This window comes from Actinoplanes sandaracinus (assembly GCF_030009775.1).
Lineage (GTDB): Bacteria > Actinomycetota > Actinomycetes > Mycobacteriales > Micromonosporaceae > Actinoplanes > Actinoplanes sandaracinus.
Genome location: NZ_JASCTH010000014.1, coordinates 164710 through 180885, shown reverse-complemented (window position 1 = coordinate 180885; position 16176 = coordinate 164710). Strand labels below are relative to the sequence as shown.

Annotated in this window: 12 protein-coding genes and 1 riboswitch; of the genes, 1 reads left to right on the top strand and 11 read right to left on the bottom strand. The window is 69.9% G+C overall.

From position 1 onward, the window contains the following. Nucleotides 1-68 precede the first annotated feature (68 nt). Both QLQ12_RS22230 and QLQ12_RS22225 read right to left on the bottom strand, forming a co-directional pair. On the bottom strand, nucleotides 69-686 hold the full coding sequence (locus tag QLQ12_RS22230) for a precorrin-8X methylmutase (protein ID WP_282762289.1): 618 nt from the start codon (nucleotides 684-686) through the stop codon (nucleotides 69-71). Nucleotides 687-689: 3 nt separating this feature from the next. After that, on the bottom strand, nucleotides 690-1991 hold the full coding sequence (locus QLQ12_RS22225; RefSeq protein ID WP_282762208.1) for a precorrin-3B synthase: 1302 nt from the start codon (nucleotides 1989-1991) through the stop codon (nucleotides 690-692). Between the two features lie 94 nt (nucleotides 1992-2085). Beyond that, nucleotides 2086-2210, top strand: a riboswitch (cobalamin riboswitch). A gap of 36 nt (nucleotides 2211-2246) precedes the next feature. On the opposite strand from QLQ12_RS22225, the gene cobN reads away from it, so the two are divergent. After that, nucleotides 2247-5780, top strand: a complete 3534-nt coding sequence (cobN, locus tag QLQ12_RS22220; protein ID WP_282762207.1) for a cobaltochelatase subunit CobN — start codon at nucleotides 2247-2249, stop codon at nucleotides 5778-5780. A gap of 24 nt (nucleotides 5781-5804) precedes the next feature. Here cobN and cobF read toward each other — a convergent pair whose 3' ends face one another. The 9 genes from cobF to QLQ12_RS22175 form a co-directional block, all read right to left on the bottom strand. Further along, entirely contained in the window at nucleotides 5805-6578 is a 774-nt protein-coding gene (gene cobF, locus QLQ12_RS22215) for a precorrin-6A synthase (deacetylating) (RefSeq protein WP_282762206.1), read from the bottom strand. 15 nt (nucleotides 6579-6593) lie between these two features. Beyond that, nucleotides 6594-7766 (bottom strand): DNA polymerase IV, encoded by a 1173-nt coding sequence (gene dinB / locus QLQ12_RS22210; RefSeq protein ID WP_282762205.1) that lies wholly within the window; start codon nucleotides 7764-7766, stop codon nucleotides 6594-6596. Between the two features lie 36 nt (nucleotides 7767-7802). Beyond that, nucleotides 7803-8432 (bottom strand): carbohydrate-binding protein, encoded by a 630-nt coding sequence (locus QLQ12_RS22205; protein ID WP_282762204.1) that lies wholly within the window; start codon nucleotides 8430-8432, stop codon nucleotides 7803-7805. A gap of 71 nt (nucleotides 8433-8503) precedes the next feature. Then, complete coding sequence (locus tag QLQ12_RS22200) at nucleotides 8504-9535, bottom strand: ABC transporter ATP-binding protein (RefSeq protein ID WP_282762203.1); 1032 nt, start codon at nucleotides 9533-9535, stop codon at nucleotides 8504-8506. Further along, entirely contained in the window at nucleotides 9532-10605 is a 1074-nt protein-coding gene (locus tag QLQ12_RS22195) for an ABC transporter ATP-binding protein (protein ID WP_282762202.1), read from the bottom strand. The genes QLQ12_RS22200 and QLQ12_RS22195 overlap by 4 nt, the downstream gene beginning before the upstream one ends. A 31-nt stretch (nucleotides 10606-10636) precedes the next feature. After that, nucleotides 10637-11626, bottom strand: coding sequence for an ABC transporter permease (locus QLQ12_RS22190; protein WP_282762201.1), 990 nt, complete (start codon nucleotides 11624-11626; stop codon nucleotides 10637-10639). Between the two features lie 87 nt (nucleotides 11627-11713). Further along, nucleotides 11714-13453, bottom strand: a complete 1740-nt coding sequence (locus tag QLQ12_RS22185) for an ABC transporter substrate-binding protein (protein ID WP_282762200.1) — start codon at nucleotides 13451-13453, stop codon at nucleotides 11714-11716. Between the two features lie 101 nt (nucleotides 13454-13554). Then, nucleotides 13555-14580, bottom strand: a complete 1026-nt coding sequence (locus QLQ12_RS22180) for an ABC transporter permease (protein ID WP_282762199.1) — start codon at nucleotides 14578-14580, stop codon at nucleotides 13555-13557. A gap of 628 nt (nucleotides 14581-15208) precedes the next feature. After that, nucleotides 15209-16114, bottom strand: coding sequence for a TIGR03619 family F420-dependent LLM class oxidoreductase (locus QLQ12_RS22175; RefSeq protein WP_282762198.1), 906 nt, complete (start codon nucleotides 16112-16114; stop codon nucleotides 15209-15211). Nucleotides 16115-16176: the final 62 nt, after the last annotated feature.

The window sequence follows — 16176 nt, the reverse complement described above, 5'->3', positions numbered from 1 at the left end:
TCTCTTCCGCTTCCGAGCTGTATCGCGTTCCGGGGGTGGGGGGCTGACCTGCTGTCCGGAGCGAGCACCTACTCGGCTTCCGAGGCGAGGGCGTTCACCGCGGCCGCGGTGATGGCGCTGCCACCCCGGCGGCCACGCACGACGAGATATTCCAGGCCGGACTCCGCGAGAGCCTCCTTCGACTCGGCCGCGCCGATGAAACCGACCGGGATGCCGAGGACCGCGGCCGGTTTCGGCGCGCCCGCCGCGACCATCTCCAGCAGCCGGAACAGGGCGGTCGGCGCGTTGCCGATCGCCACCACGGCACCGCCGAGACGGTCACCCCACAGGTCGAGGGCGGCCGCGCTGCGGGTGTTGCCGATCCGCGCCGCCAGCGACGGCACGCCCGGGTCACGAAGGGTGCAGATCACCTCGTTGGCGGCGGGCAGCCGGGCGCGGGTCACCCCGGACGCCACCATCTCGGCGTCGCACAGGATCGGCGCCCCGCCGAGCAGCGCCGTCCGTGCCGCGGTGACCACTCCCGGACTGAACCGGACATCGTCCACCAGATCCACCATCCCGCAGGCGTGGATCATCCGGACCACCACCCGGGACACGTCCTCCGGCAGCCCGGACAGGTCCGCCTCGGCCCGGATCGTGGCGAACGATCGCCGGTAGATCTCCGCTCCGTCGCGTATGTAGTCCATCACTCAGGGCCTCCTCGCCACAGCCACCACGTCACCCAGATCACCCGTCACCGGCCCGGATCCTTCGTCCACCGGCTCGCCCCGGTTCGCCGGGGCGGCCTCGGGCACATGCACGGCGGGGTGGTCGCCGGACGCGGGCACACGGGTGATCAGGTAGCCGTCGCCGGTGGCCTCGGCACGCACGTGCGGGCCCGCCGGGCTGCCGCACGCGCGGGCGCAGCCCACCCAGTGGACCGGCAGGCCGCGAACGGCGCGGGCCGCGGCGGTGGCGTCGGCACGGACGTCGGCCAGCGACTTCGCGCAGCCGGGGCGCCCGGCGCAGGCGGTCACCCCGGACCAGGGCGAGCCCGGCGTCACGGCCAGCCCGGCGCCGGCCAGGCGGCCGGCCCAGCCGCGTGCCGCCTCCGGCGTCAGATCGGGCACGACCACCCCGCGCCAGGGCGTCACGACCAGCAGGTCCGCTTCTTCCAAGATCTTCATGGGTACGCCGCCCACCCGCCCCACCGGCACCAGCGCCGCGATCGCCGCGAGGCCACCGGCCTGCGGCACGACCCCGATCAGGTCACCGGGCTCCGGGGCGTCGGCCGGCGCCGCGACCGGCGCCGGCACCGGCGTCAGGCCGAGCGCGGACACCACCCGGGCGGAGACGCGGCCCGGGCCGCCGGCGAGTTCGCGCAGCCGCCACACGGCCGGCCCGGCGGCGTGCGGTGACCGGTCCGGTGACTCGCGCTGCGCCTCCCGTTCGGCCAGGAACGCGTGCGCGGCGGCGATCAGCGCCGGCACCACACCGTCGGCGCCGACCCGGATCCCGGTGTCGTGGCCGTCGAAACGGATGGCGAACGAACCCGCGGCGCCGGCCGGGACCGCCGCCACGTCGGCGGCGAGCGGGACGCGGCCGATCGCGAACAGGAACTTCCCCGGCAGCGTGGCCAGGACGGGATCGCTGAGGAGCGCGCGGTCCAGGTGTCCTACGAGAGCGCGGAGAGGTGGCCCGGCGAGCGGCGGTGACGCGATGTTGCGTACCCCGTCGTGGGTGGTGGAAGGCAGCAGCCCAGCGGCGCGCAAGCGGCTCGCCAACGCTGGGGCATCGTCGGCTGTCAACGCTCTGAGTTGGAGGTTCGCCCGCGAGGTCAGCTCCAGATGGTGGTCGCCGAACTCCTCGGCCAGCTCGCGCAGCGAGCGCAGCTGGGCGCCGGACAGCATCCCCCCGGGGAGCCGGACCCGGGCCAGCATGCCGTCGGCGGCGGCGTGCAGCCGCAGCGCGCCGGGGCAGGCGTCCGTGTCGGAGGATCGGCGGGGAGGCATGGCCCGGATACTACGACGGCCCCCCGAGGGGACCTCACCTTCGGGTCGGGAGCGTCACAGACGCCGCCCCGCCTTGACGGCGCGCACCAGCGTTCGGAATGGTTAGGGGCTACGAGCGGCGACGCCGCGGAGGAAGCCGGTGCGAGTCCGGCGCGGTCCCGCCACTGTCACCAGGGTTCGCCCTGGGAGCCAGGAACTCCGGTCGCCGTGACATCCGATCTACCCGGGGCGCGGACCCCGAGGGGAGTGCAGCGCGTGTTCCTGTTGCTGTCGACATCTGACACCGACCTGCTCAGTGCCCGGGCCAGCGGCTCGGCCTGGCGTCTGGCGAACCCCGCCCGGACCGGGGTGGCCGATCTCCCCGCGCTGCTCGACGGTGTCGAGCTCGTCGTGGTGCGCATCCTCGGTGGCCGCCGAGCCTGGGAAGAGGGCCTGGACACGCTGCTCGCGGGCAGTGTGCCGGTGGTCGTGCTCGGTGGCGAGCAGGCGCCCGACGCCGACCTGATGAAACTCTCCACGGTGCCGGCCGGGGTCGCGGCGGACGCGCACATCTACCTGGCGCAGGGCGGCGCGGAGAACCTGGCGTCGCTGCACGACTTCCTCTCCGACACGGTGCTGCTGACCGGCAACGGTTTCGCGCCGGCCGTCGAGGCTCCGCAGTGGGGTCTCCTGCCCCGCTCCGGGCAGGACGGCCGGGAGACCGTCGCGGTTCTCTACTACCGCGCCCACCACATGGCCGGGAACACCGCCTTCATCGAGGCGCTCTGCCGGGCGATCGAGGCGAAGGGCGCGCGTGCGCTACCGATCTTCACCGCCTCGCTGCGCACCGCGCCGCCCGAGCTTTTGACCGAGCTGCGCAAGGCCGACGCGCTGGTGGTGACGGTGCTGGCCGCGGGCGGCACCAAGCCGGCCACGGCGGGCGCCGGCGGCGACGACGAGGCGTGGGACGTCGGGGTGCTCGCCGACCTTGACGTGCCGATCCTTCAGGGACTGTGCCTGACCAGCTCCCGCGCGGCCTGGGAGGCCAGCGACGACGGCCTGACGCCGCTGGACGCGGCCACGCAGGTGGCGATCCCCGAGTTCGACGGCCGGATCATCACGGTGCCGTTCTCGTTCAAGGAGATCGACGCCGACGGCCTCTCGGTCTACGTGGCCGATGAGGAGCGGGCCTCCCGGGTGGCCGGGATCGCGGTGGCGCACGCCCGGCTGCGGCACACGCCGCCGTCGGAACGAAAGATCGCGCTGATGCTGTCGGCGTACCCGACCAAGCACTCGCGGATCGGCAACGCGGTCGGCCTGGACACCCCGGCTTCGACGGTCGCTCTGCTGGCGGCTTTCCAGGAACGCGGCTACCAGGTCGGATCCTTCACCGACTACGACGGCGACTCCCTGATCCACACCCTCATCGCGGCCGGCGGGCAGGACCCGGACTGGCTCACCGAGGAACAGCTCGCCTCGAACCCGGTGCGGATCTCGGGAGAGCGCTACGTGGCGTGGTTCGAGACCCTGCCGGACGACTTCCGGGAGAGCGTCCAGCGGCATTGGGGGCCGCCGCCGGGCGAGCTCTACACCGATGACGGCGACATCGTGCTGGCCGCGCTCCGCGACGAGAACATCGTGGTGATGGTGCAGCCGCCACGCGGGTTCGGCGCCAACCCGGTGGCCATCTACCACGACCCCGACCTGCCACCTTCGCATCACTACCTGGCGGCGTACCGATGGCTGGCCGACGACTTCGGCGCCCACGCGGTGGTGCACGTCGGCAAACACGGCAACCTGGAGTGGCTGCCCGGCAAGAACGTCGGCATGTCGGCCTCGGACGGCACCGACGCGGCGCTCGGCGACCTGCCGCTGATCTACCCGTTCCTGGTCAACGACCCGGGCGAGGGCACCCAGGCCAAGCGGCGGGCCCACGCCACCCTGGTCGACCACCTGATCCCGCCGATGGCCCGCGCCGAGTCCTACGGCGACATCGCCCGGCTGGAGCAGCTTCTCGACGAGCACGCCAACATCGCGGCTCTCGACCCGGCGAAACTGCCGGCGATCCGGGCGCAGATCTGGACCCTGATCCAGGCCGCCAAGATGGACCACGACCTCGGCCTGTCGAACCGTCCGGAGGACGAGGAGTTCGACGACTTCATCATGCACATCGACGGATGGCTGTGTGAGGTCAAGGACGTCCAGATCCGCGACGGGCTGCACGTCCTCGGCGCCGCCCCGGTCGGCGAGGCCCGGATCAACCTGGTCCTCGCCATGCTGCGCGCCCGGCAGATGTGGGCCGGCAAGGTGGCCGCGCTGCCGGGCCTGCGGGAGGCGCTGGGCCTCACCGAGGACGCGTCCACCGCGTCGACCGACGCTGTCGAGGCGGAGGCCCGCTCGCTCGTGACGGCGATGGAGGAGCGTGGCTGGTCCCCGTCCGGCATCTCGGACCTGTCGGACAACGCCGACGTAGTGCGGGTGCTGGAATTCGCCGCGACCGAGGTCGTTCCGCGGCTCGCCCGCACCACCGACGAGCTGACGAACGTGCTGCACGCCCTCGACGGCGGTTACGTCCCGGCCGGGCCCAGCGGCTCACCGCTGCGCGGCCTGATCAACGTGCTGCCGACCGGCCGCAACTTCTACTCCGTCGACCCCAAGGCCATCCCGAGCCAGCTCGCCTGGGAGACCGGGCAGGCGATGGCCGAGTCGCTGCTCGCCCGCTACCGGGCCGACCACGGCGACTGGCCCAAATCGGTCGGGCTCTCCGCGTGGGGCACCAGCGCCATGCGGACCGCCGGCGACGACATCGCCGAGATCCTCGCGCTGATCGGCGTGCGGCCGGTCTGGGACCCGGCATCCCGGCGGGTCACCGCCCTGGAACCGATCTCGGCCGCCGAGCTGGGCCGGCCGCGGATCGACGTGACGGTCCGCATCTCGGGCTTCTTCCGGGACGCGTTCCCGCACGTGGTGGCGATGCTCGACGACGCCTTCACGCTGGTCGCCGCCCTCGACGAGCCGGACAACTACGTGCGCGAGCACGCGCTGCGCGACCAGGGCGAGCACGGCGACTGGCGGCGGGCCACCATGCGGATCTTCGGGTCGCGGCCCGGGGCGTACGGGGCCGGCATCCTGCCGCTGATGGACAGCCGCAACTGGCGCGACGACGCCGACCTGGCCGAGGTGTACGCGGTGTGGGGCGGCTTCGCCTACGGCCGTGGCCTGGACGGCGTGCCGGCCCGCGGCGACATGGAGAACGCCTACCGGCGGATCGACGTGGCCGCGAAGAACATCGACACCCGCGAGCACGACATCCTCGACTCCGACGACTACTTCCAGTACCACGGCGGCATGATCGCCACGGTGCGGGCGCTGACCGGCAAGGCGCCGGCCGCGTACATCGGCGACAACACCAACCCGGACCAGGCGCGCACCCGCAGTCTCACCGAGGAGACCGCCCGCATCTTCCGGGCCCGGGTGGTCAACCCGCGCTGGATCGCGGCCATGCGCCGGCACGGCTACAAGGGCGCCTTCGAGCTGGCCGCCACGGTCGACTACCTCTTCGGGTACGACGCGACCGCCGGCGTGGTGACCGACTGGATGTACGAGCAGGTGGCCGCCAGTTACGTCCTCGACCCGGAGAACCAGCAGTTCATGCGGCAGTCCAACCCGTGGGCCCTGCACGGCATCACCGAGCGTCTCCTGGAGGCCGCCGACCGCAAGCTCTGGGACTCCCCGGAGCCGCAGACGCTGGCCGCCCTCCAGCAGCTTTACCTGGAGACCGAGGGCGACCTGGAAGACGGCCCGGCGTAACGGACCTCAGCCGCCGGCGGGTCGTCACTCGCCGGCGGTGCGGCCTTCCCCGGCGCGGCGGCGCAGGAGGTAGGTGTCCATGATCCAGCCGTGGCGTTCGCGGGCCTCGGTGCGGGTCCGGACGATATCCGCGCCCACGTCGGCGACCCGGCCGGAAGCCAGCAGCTCGTCGGGTGTGCTGACGTAGGCGCCCCAGTAGATGTCGGCCTCCGGGTGGCCGGTGAAGGCCTGCTGGGCGTCGAGCATCACGACCACGTCGTCGACGCCTTCCGGCCAGCCCTCGGCGAGCCGCCGCCCGGTCGTCACCTGGAACGGCTGCCCGACCCGGTTCAGGCCGATCCGGTGCTTGGCGGCCAGGGCGGAGACGCTGCTGATGCCGGGGATCACCTCGAACTCGAAGTCGATCGCCCCGCGCTCCAGGATCTCCTCCAGGATGGCGATCGTGGAGTCGTAGAGCGACGGGTCGCCCCAGACCAGGATGGACCCGGTCTCGTCCTCGTCGAGGTGCTCGACGATCAGTTCCTCCAGGACGAGGGAGCGGCGGTGCCGCCAGTCGGCGACGGTGCCGGTGTAGTCGGAGGGGTTGCGGTCCCGGTCGGGGTCACGGCCCTCGACGATGCGCTTGCGCGGTTTCGAGTAGCCGCGGATCAGCCGTTCCCGCAGCTCGACCAGGCTGGCTTTGGCCTCGCCCTTGTCCAGGAGGAAGAACACGTCGGTCCGGCCGATCGCCTTGGCCGCCTGCAGGGTGAGATGGTCCGGGTCGCCCGCGCCGATACCGACTACATAGATCTTCCGCACGTCCTGCAGTCTGCCTTAGTCGGGAAGGAGCGGTACGGACGGGTTCATCTCGCGGCCGACCATCGCGGCGCGCCGCAGGGACGCCGCGCCGAAACGCTCACGGACCCGGTCGACCGCGGCGTCCAGCCCGTCCGCCCGGGGCGCGGAGAACGGGAGCTCCAACTGCTCCGCGCCGTCGGAGTCGAGGTTGCCGACCGCGACGCCGACCAGGGTGAGACCCCGCTCGGCGATCAGCGGGGCCGCCTCGTGCAGCAGCTCCGACGCCGTCCGCAGGATCGCGCTGGTCTGCATGGTGGCCTTGAGCAGGCTGCGCGACCGGGTGGCCCGGCTGAAGTCGCCGAACCGCAGCCGCAGCGTGACGGTGCGCCCGGCCCGCTGCGCTCGCCGCATGCGGTGGGTGACCCGGTCGACCAGCGCGTCCAGGACCGCCTCGATCTCGCTGAGGCCGCGCGACCGGCTCAGGGCGCACTGTGCGCCGATGGACCCGCGCCGCCGCCCGGTCTCCACCCGGCGCGGGTCGCGGTTGTGGGCTAGCGCGTGCAGGTGCCGGCCGGCGCCGCCGCCGAGCATGGCGACGAGGGCGGCCTCGCCGATCCGGGCGACGTGCCCGACAGTGTGGATCTGCCGCTCGCGCAGCTTGGCGGCGGTGACCGGGCCGACACCCCACAGCCTCTCCACCGGCAGCGGGTGTAGGAAGTCGAGTTCGCCGCCGGGTGGCACGACCAGCAGGCCGTCGGGCTTGCCCACGGCGCTGGCCACCTTGGCCAGGAACTTGGTGGGCGCCACCCCGACGGTGATCGGCAGCCCGGTCCGGGAGCGGACGTCGGCGCGTAGCCGGTGGGCGATCTCCTCGGCGGTGCCCCGGATCCGGCGCAGGCCGTCGACGTCGAGGAACGCCTCGTCGATGGAGAGCGGCTCGACGATCGGGGTGGTGTCGCGGAAGACCTCGAACACCGTCTTGCTGGCAGCGGAGTAGGCGCTCATCCGCGGTGGCACCACCACGGCCTGCGGGCAGAGCGCACGGGCCCGGCTGAGGCTCATCGGGGTCCGCACGCCGAAGGCCTTGGCCTCGTAACTCGCGGCGAGGACGACGCCCCCGCCGACCAGGACCGGCCGGCCGCGCAGCGCGGGATCGTCGCGCTGCTCGACCGACGCGTAGAACGAGTCCAGGTCAGCGTGCAGGATCATGCCGCCACACTAGTACATGTGTTCGACTGCGGGTGGTCAGTGCTCGAACCGCAGCCAGTTGATGTTGACGAACTCGTCGTCCTCGTCCGAGGTGAACGTGAGGAACACCGTGTGCGTTCCGGTCACGGGCTGGAGCACGGCGGTGCCCGTCTGCCAGCTCTGCCAGCTCCCGGTGTTGCTCACCGAGAGTTCGCCGACCGGCGCGGCGTCCCGGCTGTCCAGGCGGATCTGGACACGGCCGGTGATCCTCGCCCCCGACGACATCCGGATCTCCGCCTTGGTCGCCGCGACCGCGCCGAAGTCGAAGTTGTCGAACCGCAGGTAGTCGTCGCGGTTGACCCAGCCGACGTTCTCGCCGCCGCCCTCGTCGTCGGTCTTCTCCGTCTCGACCCCGGAGAGCTCGGTCGCCGACTCGGCCTGCAGCACCGCGTACCTGATCGCGGTCGCCTCGGGGGAAGCGGACGGGGCCGCCGATGGGGGCGCCTGGGCCGGCGGCGCCGCGGTAGCGGCCGCCGGCGTGCTGATCACGGGTTCGGCCGGGGTGTCCTGCCAGCGCCCGAGCAGATAGCCGGCCAGCAGCAGGGCGGCCGCGCCCGCGACGGTCACCACCCGGCGCCGGCTCCGCCAGGACTTGGTGCGATAGACGGTCGGAGATCGTTGATCCACTCGCACAGGGTAAAACGAACCGCCTCCCGCGCAGCAGACGCGGGAGGCGGTCGATGATCCGTTCAGGCGGGTCAGAAAAGCTTGCCGGTCTCCGGGAAGTGGCACGCCGAGGTCGAACCGTTCGGGTTCGGCAGCAGTTTCGGCGCCTCGGCCGAGCACTTCTCCTGGGCTTTCCAGCAGCGGGTGTGGAAGACACAGCCGGACGGCGGGTCGATCGGCGAGGGCACGTCGCCCTCCAGCTTGATGCGGCTGGCCGAGCCGAGCCGGGTCACGTCCGGCACGGCCGAGAGCAGGGCCCGGGTGTACGGGTGCGCCGGCTTCTCGTAGATCTGCTCCCGGGTGCCGATCTCCACCATGCGGCCCAGGTACATGACGGCGATCCGCTCACAGAAGTGCCGGACCACCGCCAGGTCGTGGGCGATGAAGACGAACGACAGCCCGAGATCGCGCTGGAGCTGGCGGAGCAGGTTGACCACCTGCGCCTGGATCGACACGTCCAGGGCGGACACCGGCTCGTCGGCGACGATCAGCTTCGGCTTCAGCGCCAGAGCACGGGCGATGCCGATGCGCTGCCGCTGACCGCCGGAGAACTCGTGCGGGTAACGGTTGTAGTGCTCCGGGTTGAGACCGACCGTCTCCAGCAGCTCCTGCACCCGCTTCTTCACGCCACCGGGCGGCTCGATGCCGTTGACCTGCAGCGGCATCGCGACGATCCGGCCGACGGTGTGCCGCGGGTTCAGCGACGCGTACGGGTCCTGGAAGATGATCTGAATGTCCTGGCGGAGCTTGCGCAGCTTCGCACCCTTGGTGCGGGTGATGTCCTCACCCTCGAAGGTGATCTTGCCGGACGTCGGCTCCAGGAGCCGGACCAGCATGCGGCCGGTCGTGGTCTTCCCACAGCCGGACTCGCCGACCAGCCCGAGCGTCTCGCCGGGGCGCACCTCGAAGCTCACGTTCTCCACCGCGCGGACCACGGAGGCCTTGCCCCACCCGCCGGAGCGCACCGGGAAGTGCTTGGTCAGGCCTTCGACCTTGAGCAGCGGCTCCCGAGCCGGAACGGTGGTCGTGGCCGCACTCGCCGTGGAATCTGCGAGATCAGTCATTGGGCCACTCCTGCGTGCGCGATGTCTTCTGCGTAGAGCCGCTGCCGGGTCTCGAAAGACATGTGGCAGGCGACCTGATGCCCGGCCTCGCCGGCCGAGCGGAGCTCCGGAACCTCGGAGAAGGAGCGATTGCCGTTCTGGCCAGCGTAACGGCAGCGCGGGTTGAACGCGCATCCCGTAGGCAGGTTGATCAGGCTGGGCGGGTTGCCCTTGATCGGCACCAGGTCGACGTTCGCGTCACCGTGCAGCGACGGCACACTGGCCAGCAGGCCCCAGGTGTACGGGTGCTGCGGCCGCTTCATGATCTGCTCCACCGAGCCGGTCTCGACGGGCCGGCCGCCGTACATCACCAGCACGTCGTCGGCCACCTGAGAGACCACGCCGAGGTCGTGGGTGATCATGATGATCGCCGACTGGAACTCCCGCTGCAGGTCCTCCAGCAGTTCCAGGATCTGGGCCTGCACGGTCACGTCCAGGGCGGTGGTCGGCTCGTCGGCGATCAGCAGCGCCGGGTCGTTGACCAGGGCCATCGCGATCATGGCGCGCTGCCGCATACCGCCGGAGAACTCGTGCGGGTACTGGTTGGCGCGCCGCTGCGGCTGCGGGATGCCGACCCGGTCGAGCATCTCGACGGCCCGGGTGGTGGCCGCCTTCTTGCTCGCCGAGGGGTGGTGCACCTTGTACGCCTCGGCGATCTGGACGCCGACCTTGTAGTACGGGTGCAGCGCGGACAGCGGATCCTGGAAGATCATCGCCATGTCCTTGCCGCGAAGGCGCCGGATCTGCTCCTCCTTCATCCCGACGATGTTCTTGCCACCGACGGAGATCTCGCCGCTGATCTTGGTCCGGTCCGGGTTGTGCAGGCCGAGAATGGACATGCTCGTCACGCTCTTGCCGGAACCGGACTCACCGACGATGCCGAGGGTCTGGCCGCGGCGGACCGAGAAGGTCACGCCGTCCACCGCGCGAACCAGGCCGTCCTCGGTCGGGAACTGCACCCTGAGGTCGCGCACCTGCAGGTAGGCCTCCGGGTCCACGGTGGCCGCGGCAGGGCTGGTCGAGGTCGTCATATCGCTCTTTTCCACGTCAGCTCTGGACGGCTCAGCCGAGTCGCACGCGCGGGTCGATCACCGCGTAGAGCATGTCGACGATGATGTTCATGGTGACGATGAAGAATGCCGCCACCAGCACGGTGGCCATGACCAGCGGCAGGTTCAGGTCGGCCACCGCGTCGGCGGCCGCCCGGCCGATGCCGTTGAGGCTGAAGACGCTCTCGGTGATGACCACGCCACCGAGGTAGGACCCGAGGTCGACACCCGCGATCGTGACGAGCGGGGTGATCGCCGCACGCAGCGCGTGACGCCGGTTGACCGTCCGCGCCGGAAGACCCTTGGCCCGTGCCGTACGCACGAAGTCCTCGGTGAGCGTCTCGATCATCTGCGCCCGGGAGAGCCGGGCGTAGAGCGCGGAGTTGATCAGGCCGAGCGTGATCCAGGGCAGCAGCAGGCCACTTGCCCAGGCGAGCGGGTTCTCGGTGATCGGGGTGTACGACGGGTTCGGCAGGATGCCGGTCGAGTAGACGAGCACCAGGAGCAGCACACCACCGAGGGTGTAGGTCTGGGTGGAGGCGAAGCCGACGGAGGCGCCGATGGCGACCCGGTCGAAGACCGAGCCCTTGCGGAGCGCCGCCAGCATGCCGAGGCCGATGCCGACGGTCAGGAAGACCACCATCGCGCCGATGACGATGCTCAGAGTGACCGGCAGCGTACGGGCGAGGGAATCGGTGACCGGCTCCTGGCTGCGGAAGGAGTAGCCGAGGCAGGGGGCGTCGCACTCACGGATGGTGCCGGCGTCGTCGAACGTGCGGCCGGCGAAGACACCCTTGACGAAGTCGGTGTACTGCGTGGTGATCGGCTGATCGAGACCGAGGCTCTGCTCGACCTGGGCGATCCGCTCAGGGGAGCAGTTGCGCCCGCACATCACCCACGCGGGGCTGGTCGGCACCGCGAAGAACAGCAGGAAGGTGACGATCGAGATGGCCACCAGCGTGGTCGACGCCAGCAGCAGGCGCTTGATCAGGAAGCGGAGCACGGTTCTCTACATTCCTTTTGACTGGCCACGACCGGTGGGATGACCGCGGGTAAGCGATCATCCCACCGGCGTGACTTGGAGAGGTTGTTACGGCTTGACGAACATGGTGTTGAGGGTCATGTGACCGTACGAGTCGCTGAGGAACGTCCCGCCGATCTTCGAACCGTGGATCTCGTAGTTGTTGATGTAGTACTGCGGGATCACCGGCGCGTACTTCTGCATGATCATCTTGTCGAGCTTGGCCCACTCGCCGGCGGCCTGGTCGACCTTCATGACCTTGATCCGGTCGATCTCGCTGTTGACCTCGGCCTCGTTCATGTAGGCGAGGTTCTGGTTACCCGAGTCACGGATGGTACGGCCATCGAACAGAGCCGGGAAGACCGTCGAGGCGCTCGGCCAGTCGGCACCCCAGCCGCCACGGATCAGGTCGTACTGGTTGCCCTTGGTGCCGACCGCCTTGTAGTACGAGTTCGGGTCCAGCGGCGCGAGGACGATGTTGATACCGGCCTTCGCGTAGACCTCCTTCGTCTTGGCCGCCATCTGCTGACGCGCCGGGATGTTCGGGAAGGCGTAGGTCAGGGTGATCTGCTGACCGCCGAGCAGCTTCTTGGCCTCTTCCGGGTTGCCGGTCGGGCCACCGTCGTAGGCGTTGTAGTTCTGGTAGCCGCCGATGGTCGGCGACAGCAGCGTGGAGCCGAAGGTGTCGACACCGCCGCGGATCTTGAGGATCGCGTCGCGGTCGACCGCCCAGTTCAGGGCCTGGCGAACCTTGAGGTCCTTGACCCGGTCCATGTTGATGTACGTGTACTCGACGTACTGCGACGGGCCGTTCTTGACCCGCTCCTTGAACTCCGGGGCACGCGTCTTCGGCAGCACCGCGGCCGGGACGTTCGCCCAGATGAACGCGGTCTTGTCGGCCTCGGCGTCGGCGGCGACGCGGTTCGCGCCGTTCTCCGCGTCGATACCGAACTCGACCCGGATGCCCTCCGGGTACGCGTTACGGATCGGGTCCGTCTTCGCGTCCCAGTTCGGGTTGCGGACGAACTCGATGAACTGGTCGTACGCGTGTTCCTTGATCATGTACGGGCCCGACGAGACCGGCTTGCGGTCGTAGTCACCCTTGGTGTCCTTGGCCTTCGGAACCGGCGCCGAGGTGGGCATGGCCACCGCGTACGGGGTCTCGCACTGAGGCGCGGGGAAGGTGAAGGTCAGAACCTTCTCGCCCTCGACCTTCACGCCCGGGATCGGGTCGTTCGGGCTGACGAACGGGCCCTTGTAGGTGGTGTTGTACTCGACCGAGCCGGCCAGCCACTGCTGGAGGTAGGTCGGGCCGTCGCCCCAGTCCGGGTCGAACGAGCGCGAGATGCCGTACGCCACGTCCTGCGCGGTGATCGGGGTGCCGTCCTCGAACTTGAGGCCGTCCTTCAGCGTGTACTTCCACACCTTGCAGTCGCCGTTGACGTCCTCACCGGCGTTGGTCGCCAGGTCGCCGACGAGCTTCAGGTTGCCGGTGCCGTCTTCCTTGTAACCCGTCAGCGTCCGCGCGAACTGCGTGGCCATCGACAGAGCGTCGGAGACGTAGATCTTCTGCGGGTCGAGGTGCTCGAACTCCGCCGCGTGGAGGAGCTTCACCACGCCGCCCTTGGTGGCGCCCTGGACGGCCTTGGCGGGACCCTGCGACTCGGCCGGGTCCGTTGCGATGGTGCCGGTCTGAACCTTTGCCTTCTGGTCGCCGCCGGAGTTGCTGTTGGTTGTCTCAGAACAACCGCTGGCAACAAGGGCAACGGTCAGAACGCCGGCAGACAGCGCTCCGAATCTGCGTCGCACGTAGGTTCTCCTTCCCTCAACCGTTGCACGCCTGGGCCACACGGCCCGCCACGGCGCGAACGGAAGTCGATATCTCGATACTCAATCCGGCCGAGGCCGGTTTACTTCCCTGCCTTGGGATCGAGCGCGTCACGAAGCGAGTCACCCAGCAGGTTGAAGGCGAGGACCACGACGAAGACGGCCGTCGCGGGGATCATGAAGTAGGCCCAGTCGGGAGTGCCGAGCCACTGCCGGCCGTAGTAGACCAGACGGCCGAGGTCGGGGGTGGGCTCCACCACGCCGATGTTGAGGAAGGACAACGCCGCCTCCGCCGCGATGAAGCCCGGCAGGGCCAGCGAGAAGGCGACCAGGATCGGCGCCCAGATGTTCGGCAGGAGCTGCTTGAACAGGATGTGCGCGCTGCCGGCGCCGGCGGCGCGGGCGGCCTCGACATACTCCCGCTCGCGCAGCGACAGCACCTGGCCCCGGACGAGCCGGGCGGTGGTCATCCAGCCGAACAGCGCGAACACCGCGATGATGACCGTGATCCGGAAGGAGCCGGGAACCTCTTCGCCCACGTCGTACAGCGCCGTGTTGATGATCGGGATGATCGCGAGGGCGAAGACCAGGAACGGGAAGGCCAGCATGAAGTCGGTGAGCCAGGTGAGCGCCTGGTCGACCCAGCCACCGAAGTAGCCGCTGACGATGCCGACCACCACGCCGAGGGCGATCGAGATGATCGCCGCGGCGAAGGCGATGATCAGCGAGGTGCGCAGGCCGAAGATGAGCTGCATGAACAGGTCACGGCCGCTGCCCGCCTCGAGGCCCAGCCAGTGCTCACCGGAGATGCCGCCGAGGTAGCCGACCGGCAGGCCCTCGAAGTTCAGTTTGTCGCTGAAGCCCGCGGTGGGGGTCATCCCGTACAGCCGGGAGATCACCGGGGCGAGTAGCGCGACCAGGATGAAGACGGCCACCGTGATGGCGCTGCCGAAGGCGGTCCGGTCGCGCTTGAGGCGCAGCCAGGCGAGTTGGCCGGGCGAGCGCCCGACGAACGCCTTCGCCGCGGTGGTGTCGGGCTGGAGAACCGCGACGGCCGTGTCTTCGGTGCCCGGTGAGCGGGAGTCGGCGGCGGCCGGGGTGTTGCTCATGATGCGGTGTCTCCTCGTGGCGGACGTGGTCGCGAATCGAACCGGTTACTCGCGGTAGCGAGACCGGTCCAGCCCGTTCCCGTGCGGGTCGGCTCCTCCTGCCGTGATGACGGCGGGTGGTCGAAACACATCGGGATCGTCGGTATGCGGCCGGAGTCGATAGTTGGTTGTACCACGCACCAATCACCCCTCCGATGACGCGCCCCTCTGGAGCGTATGTGAGCGGTATTCGTCTGCCGCGGTTCAGAAATTTATCCGAGATCCGCAGGACGAGAAATGTGTTGACGCATCGATCCGGTAACGGAACGGGTTGGTAGCCATAAGGCCTAGGTCATATCGCGGATAGAGTGTCGGGCCCATAAGACACCATTTTGAGGGTAAAAACATCATCTTCGGTGCGGCGAAACGACCTTCATGCTGGGAATGTCGGGTTTACCGCGCTTATGCGTTCTTGCAGTTGCGGAGAGTTACCAGTCCTGGTGGAAGCCCTGCTACGCCTCACTGTTTCCCGGCGGTTTCAGATTCCGAACCCCCATCGGCGCGAGCCGATGAACGATCGAGTACCGCGTGAAGCAACAAGATCCGCCATTTATGGCCGACCGATTCCGCTCCCCCACTTAAGGAACGATCAGCGGTTCGGAGCAAGTCCGGCAAGGAGTTCCTCACCTAGCGTCGCCGCCGACCGGGGGTCGGCGTCCGGTCCACCGATGCGCGGATCCCAGTTGGGTTCGTAGAACAGTTCGGTGGCGCCCGCCTCAGCGTACCGCTCAGCGCCGGCGCGGATCTGAACCCAGTCGCCGGAGAGCGGGAGCGCCTCGTCCCGGCGCCCGGCCTGAACCACACCACGCACCACGATACGCAACGAATCCGGGTCGCGTCCGGCGGCCTCCGCCGATTCCCTCACGATGCGGACGCCCCGGGCGATGTCCGGCAGGCTCGTCCGGCTGCTGCTGACCCAGCCGGCCGCGATCCGCCCGGCCCGGCGCAACGCGACGTCCGCCGTCCCGCCGAGCAGCACCGGCGGACCACCCGGCTGCACCGGGGCCGGAGCCATCCGGCTCGGCGGAACCTGGTAGAACCGGCCGCCGAACTCCGCCTCCTCCCCGCTGAACAGGGCCTTCAACACCGCGAGGTACTCCTCGGTGCGAGGACCGCGCGGATGAGGATCCGATCCGGTCGCCGCGAACTCCGGTTCCGACCAGCCCGTGCCCAGGCCCAGATCGAACCGCCCGCCGGACAGCCGGTCCAGCGAACCCGCCTGCTTCGCCAGATAGGCCGGCGACACATAGGGCAGGTTGATCACCGAGACGCCCAGCCGGATCCGGGACGTCCCGGCGGCCGCCCAGGTCAGCGCCACGATCGGATCCAGCACGCTGTGATAGACGGGCGCGAGATCCTGCCCCCGGCCCACGAGCAGGCGCTGAAACGCCCACAGTCCGTGGTAGCCGTAACCTTCGGCCTTCCGCGCGATCGTGGCCAGCGTCTCCGGCTGGGCCCACGCGCCGGAGACGGGCAATCCGAAACTGATCAGCATGAGCGCAACCTAGCGACCGCTTCTCAGTCACCGTCGGCGGGTGCTCCCGCTTCACCCGATTC

Coding starts and splice junctions, on each gene's coding strand:
- QLQ12_RS22230 (WP_282762289.1), bottom strand. CDS start 686: ATGGACTACATACGCGACGGAGCGGAGATCTACCGGCGATCGTTCGCC.
- QLQ12_RS22225 (WP_282762208.1), bottom strand. CDS start 1,991: ATGCCTCCCCGCCGATCCTCCGACACGGACGCCTGCCCCGGCGCGCTG.
- dinB (WP_282762205.1), bottom strand. CDS start 7,766: ATGATCCTGCACGCTGACCTGGACTCGTTCTACGCGTCGGTCGAGCAG.
- QLQ12_RS22200 (WP_282762203.1), bottom strand. CDS start 9,535: ATGACTGATCTCGCAGATTCCACGGCGAGTGCGGCCACGACCACCGTT.
- QLQ12_RS22195 (WP_282762202.1), bottom strand. CDS start 10,605: ATGACGACCTCGACCAGCCCTGCCGCGGCCACCGTGGACCCGGAGGCC.
- QLQ12_RS22180 (WP_282762199.1), bottom strand. CDS start 14,580: ATGAGCAACACCCCGGCCGCCGCCGACTCCCGCTCACCGGGCACCGAA.
- QLQ12_RS22175 (WP_282762198.1), bottom strand. CDS start 16,114: ATGCTGATCAGTTTCGGATTGCCCGTCTCCGGCGCGTGGGCCCAGCCG.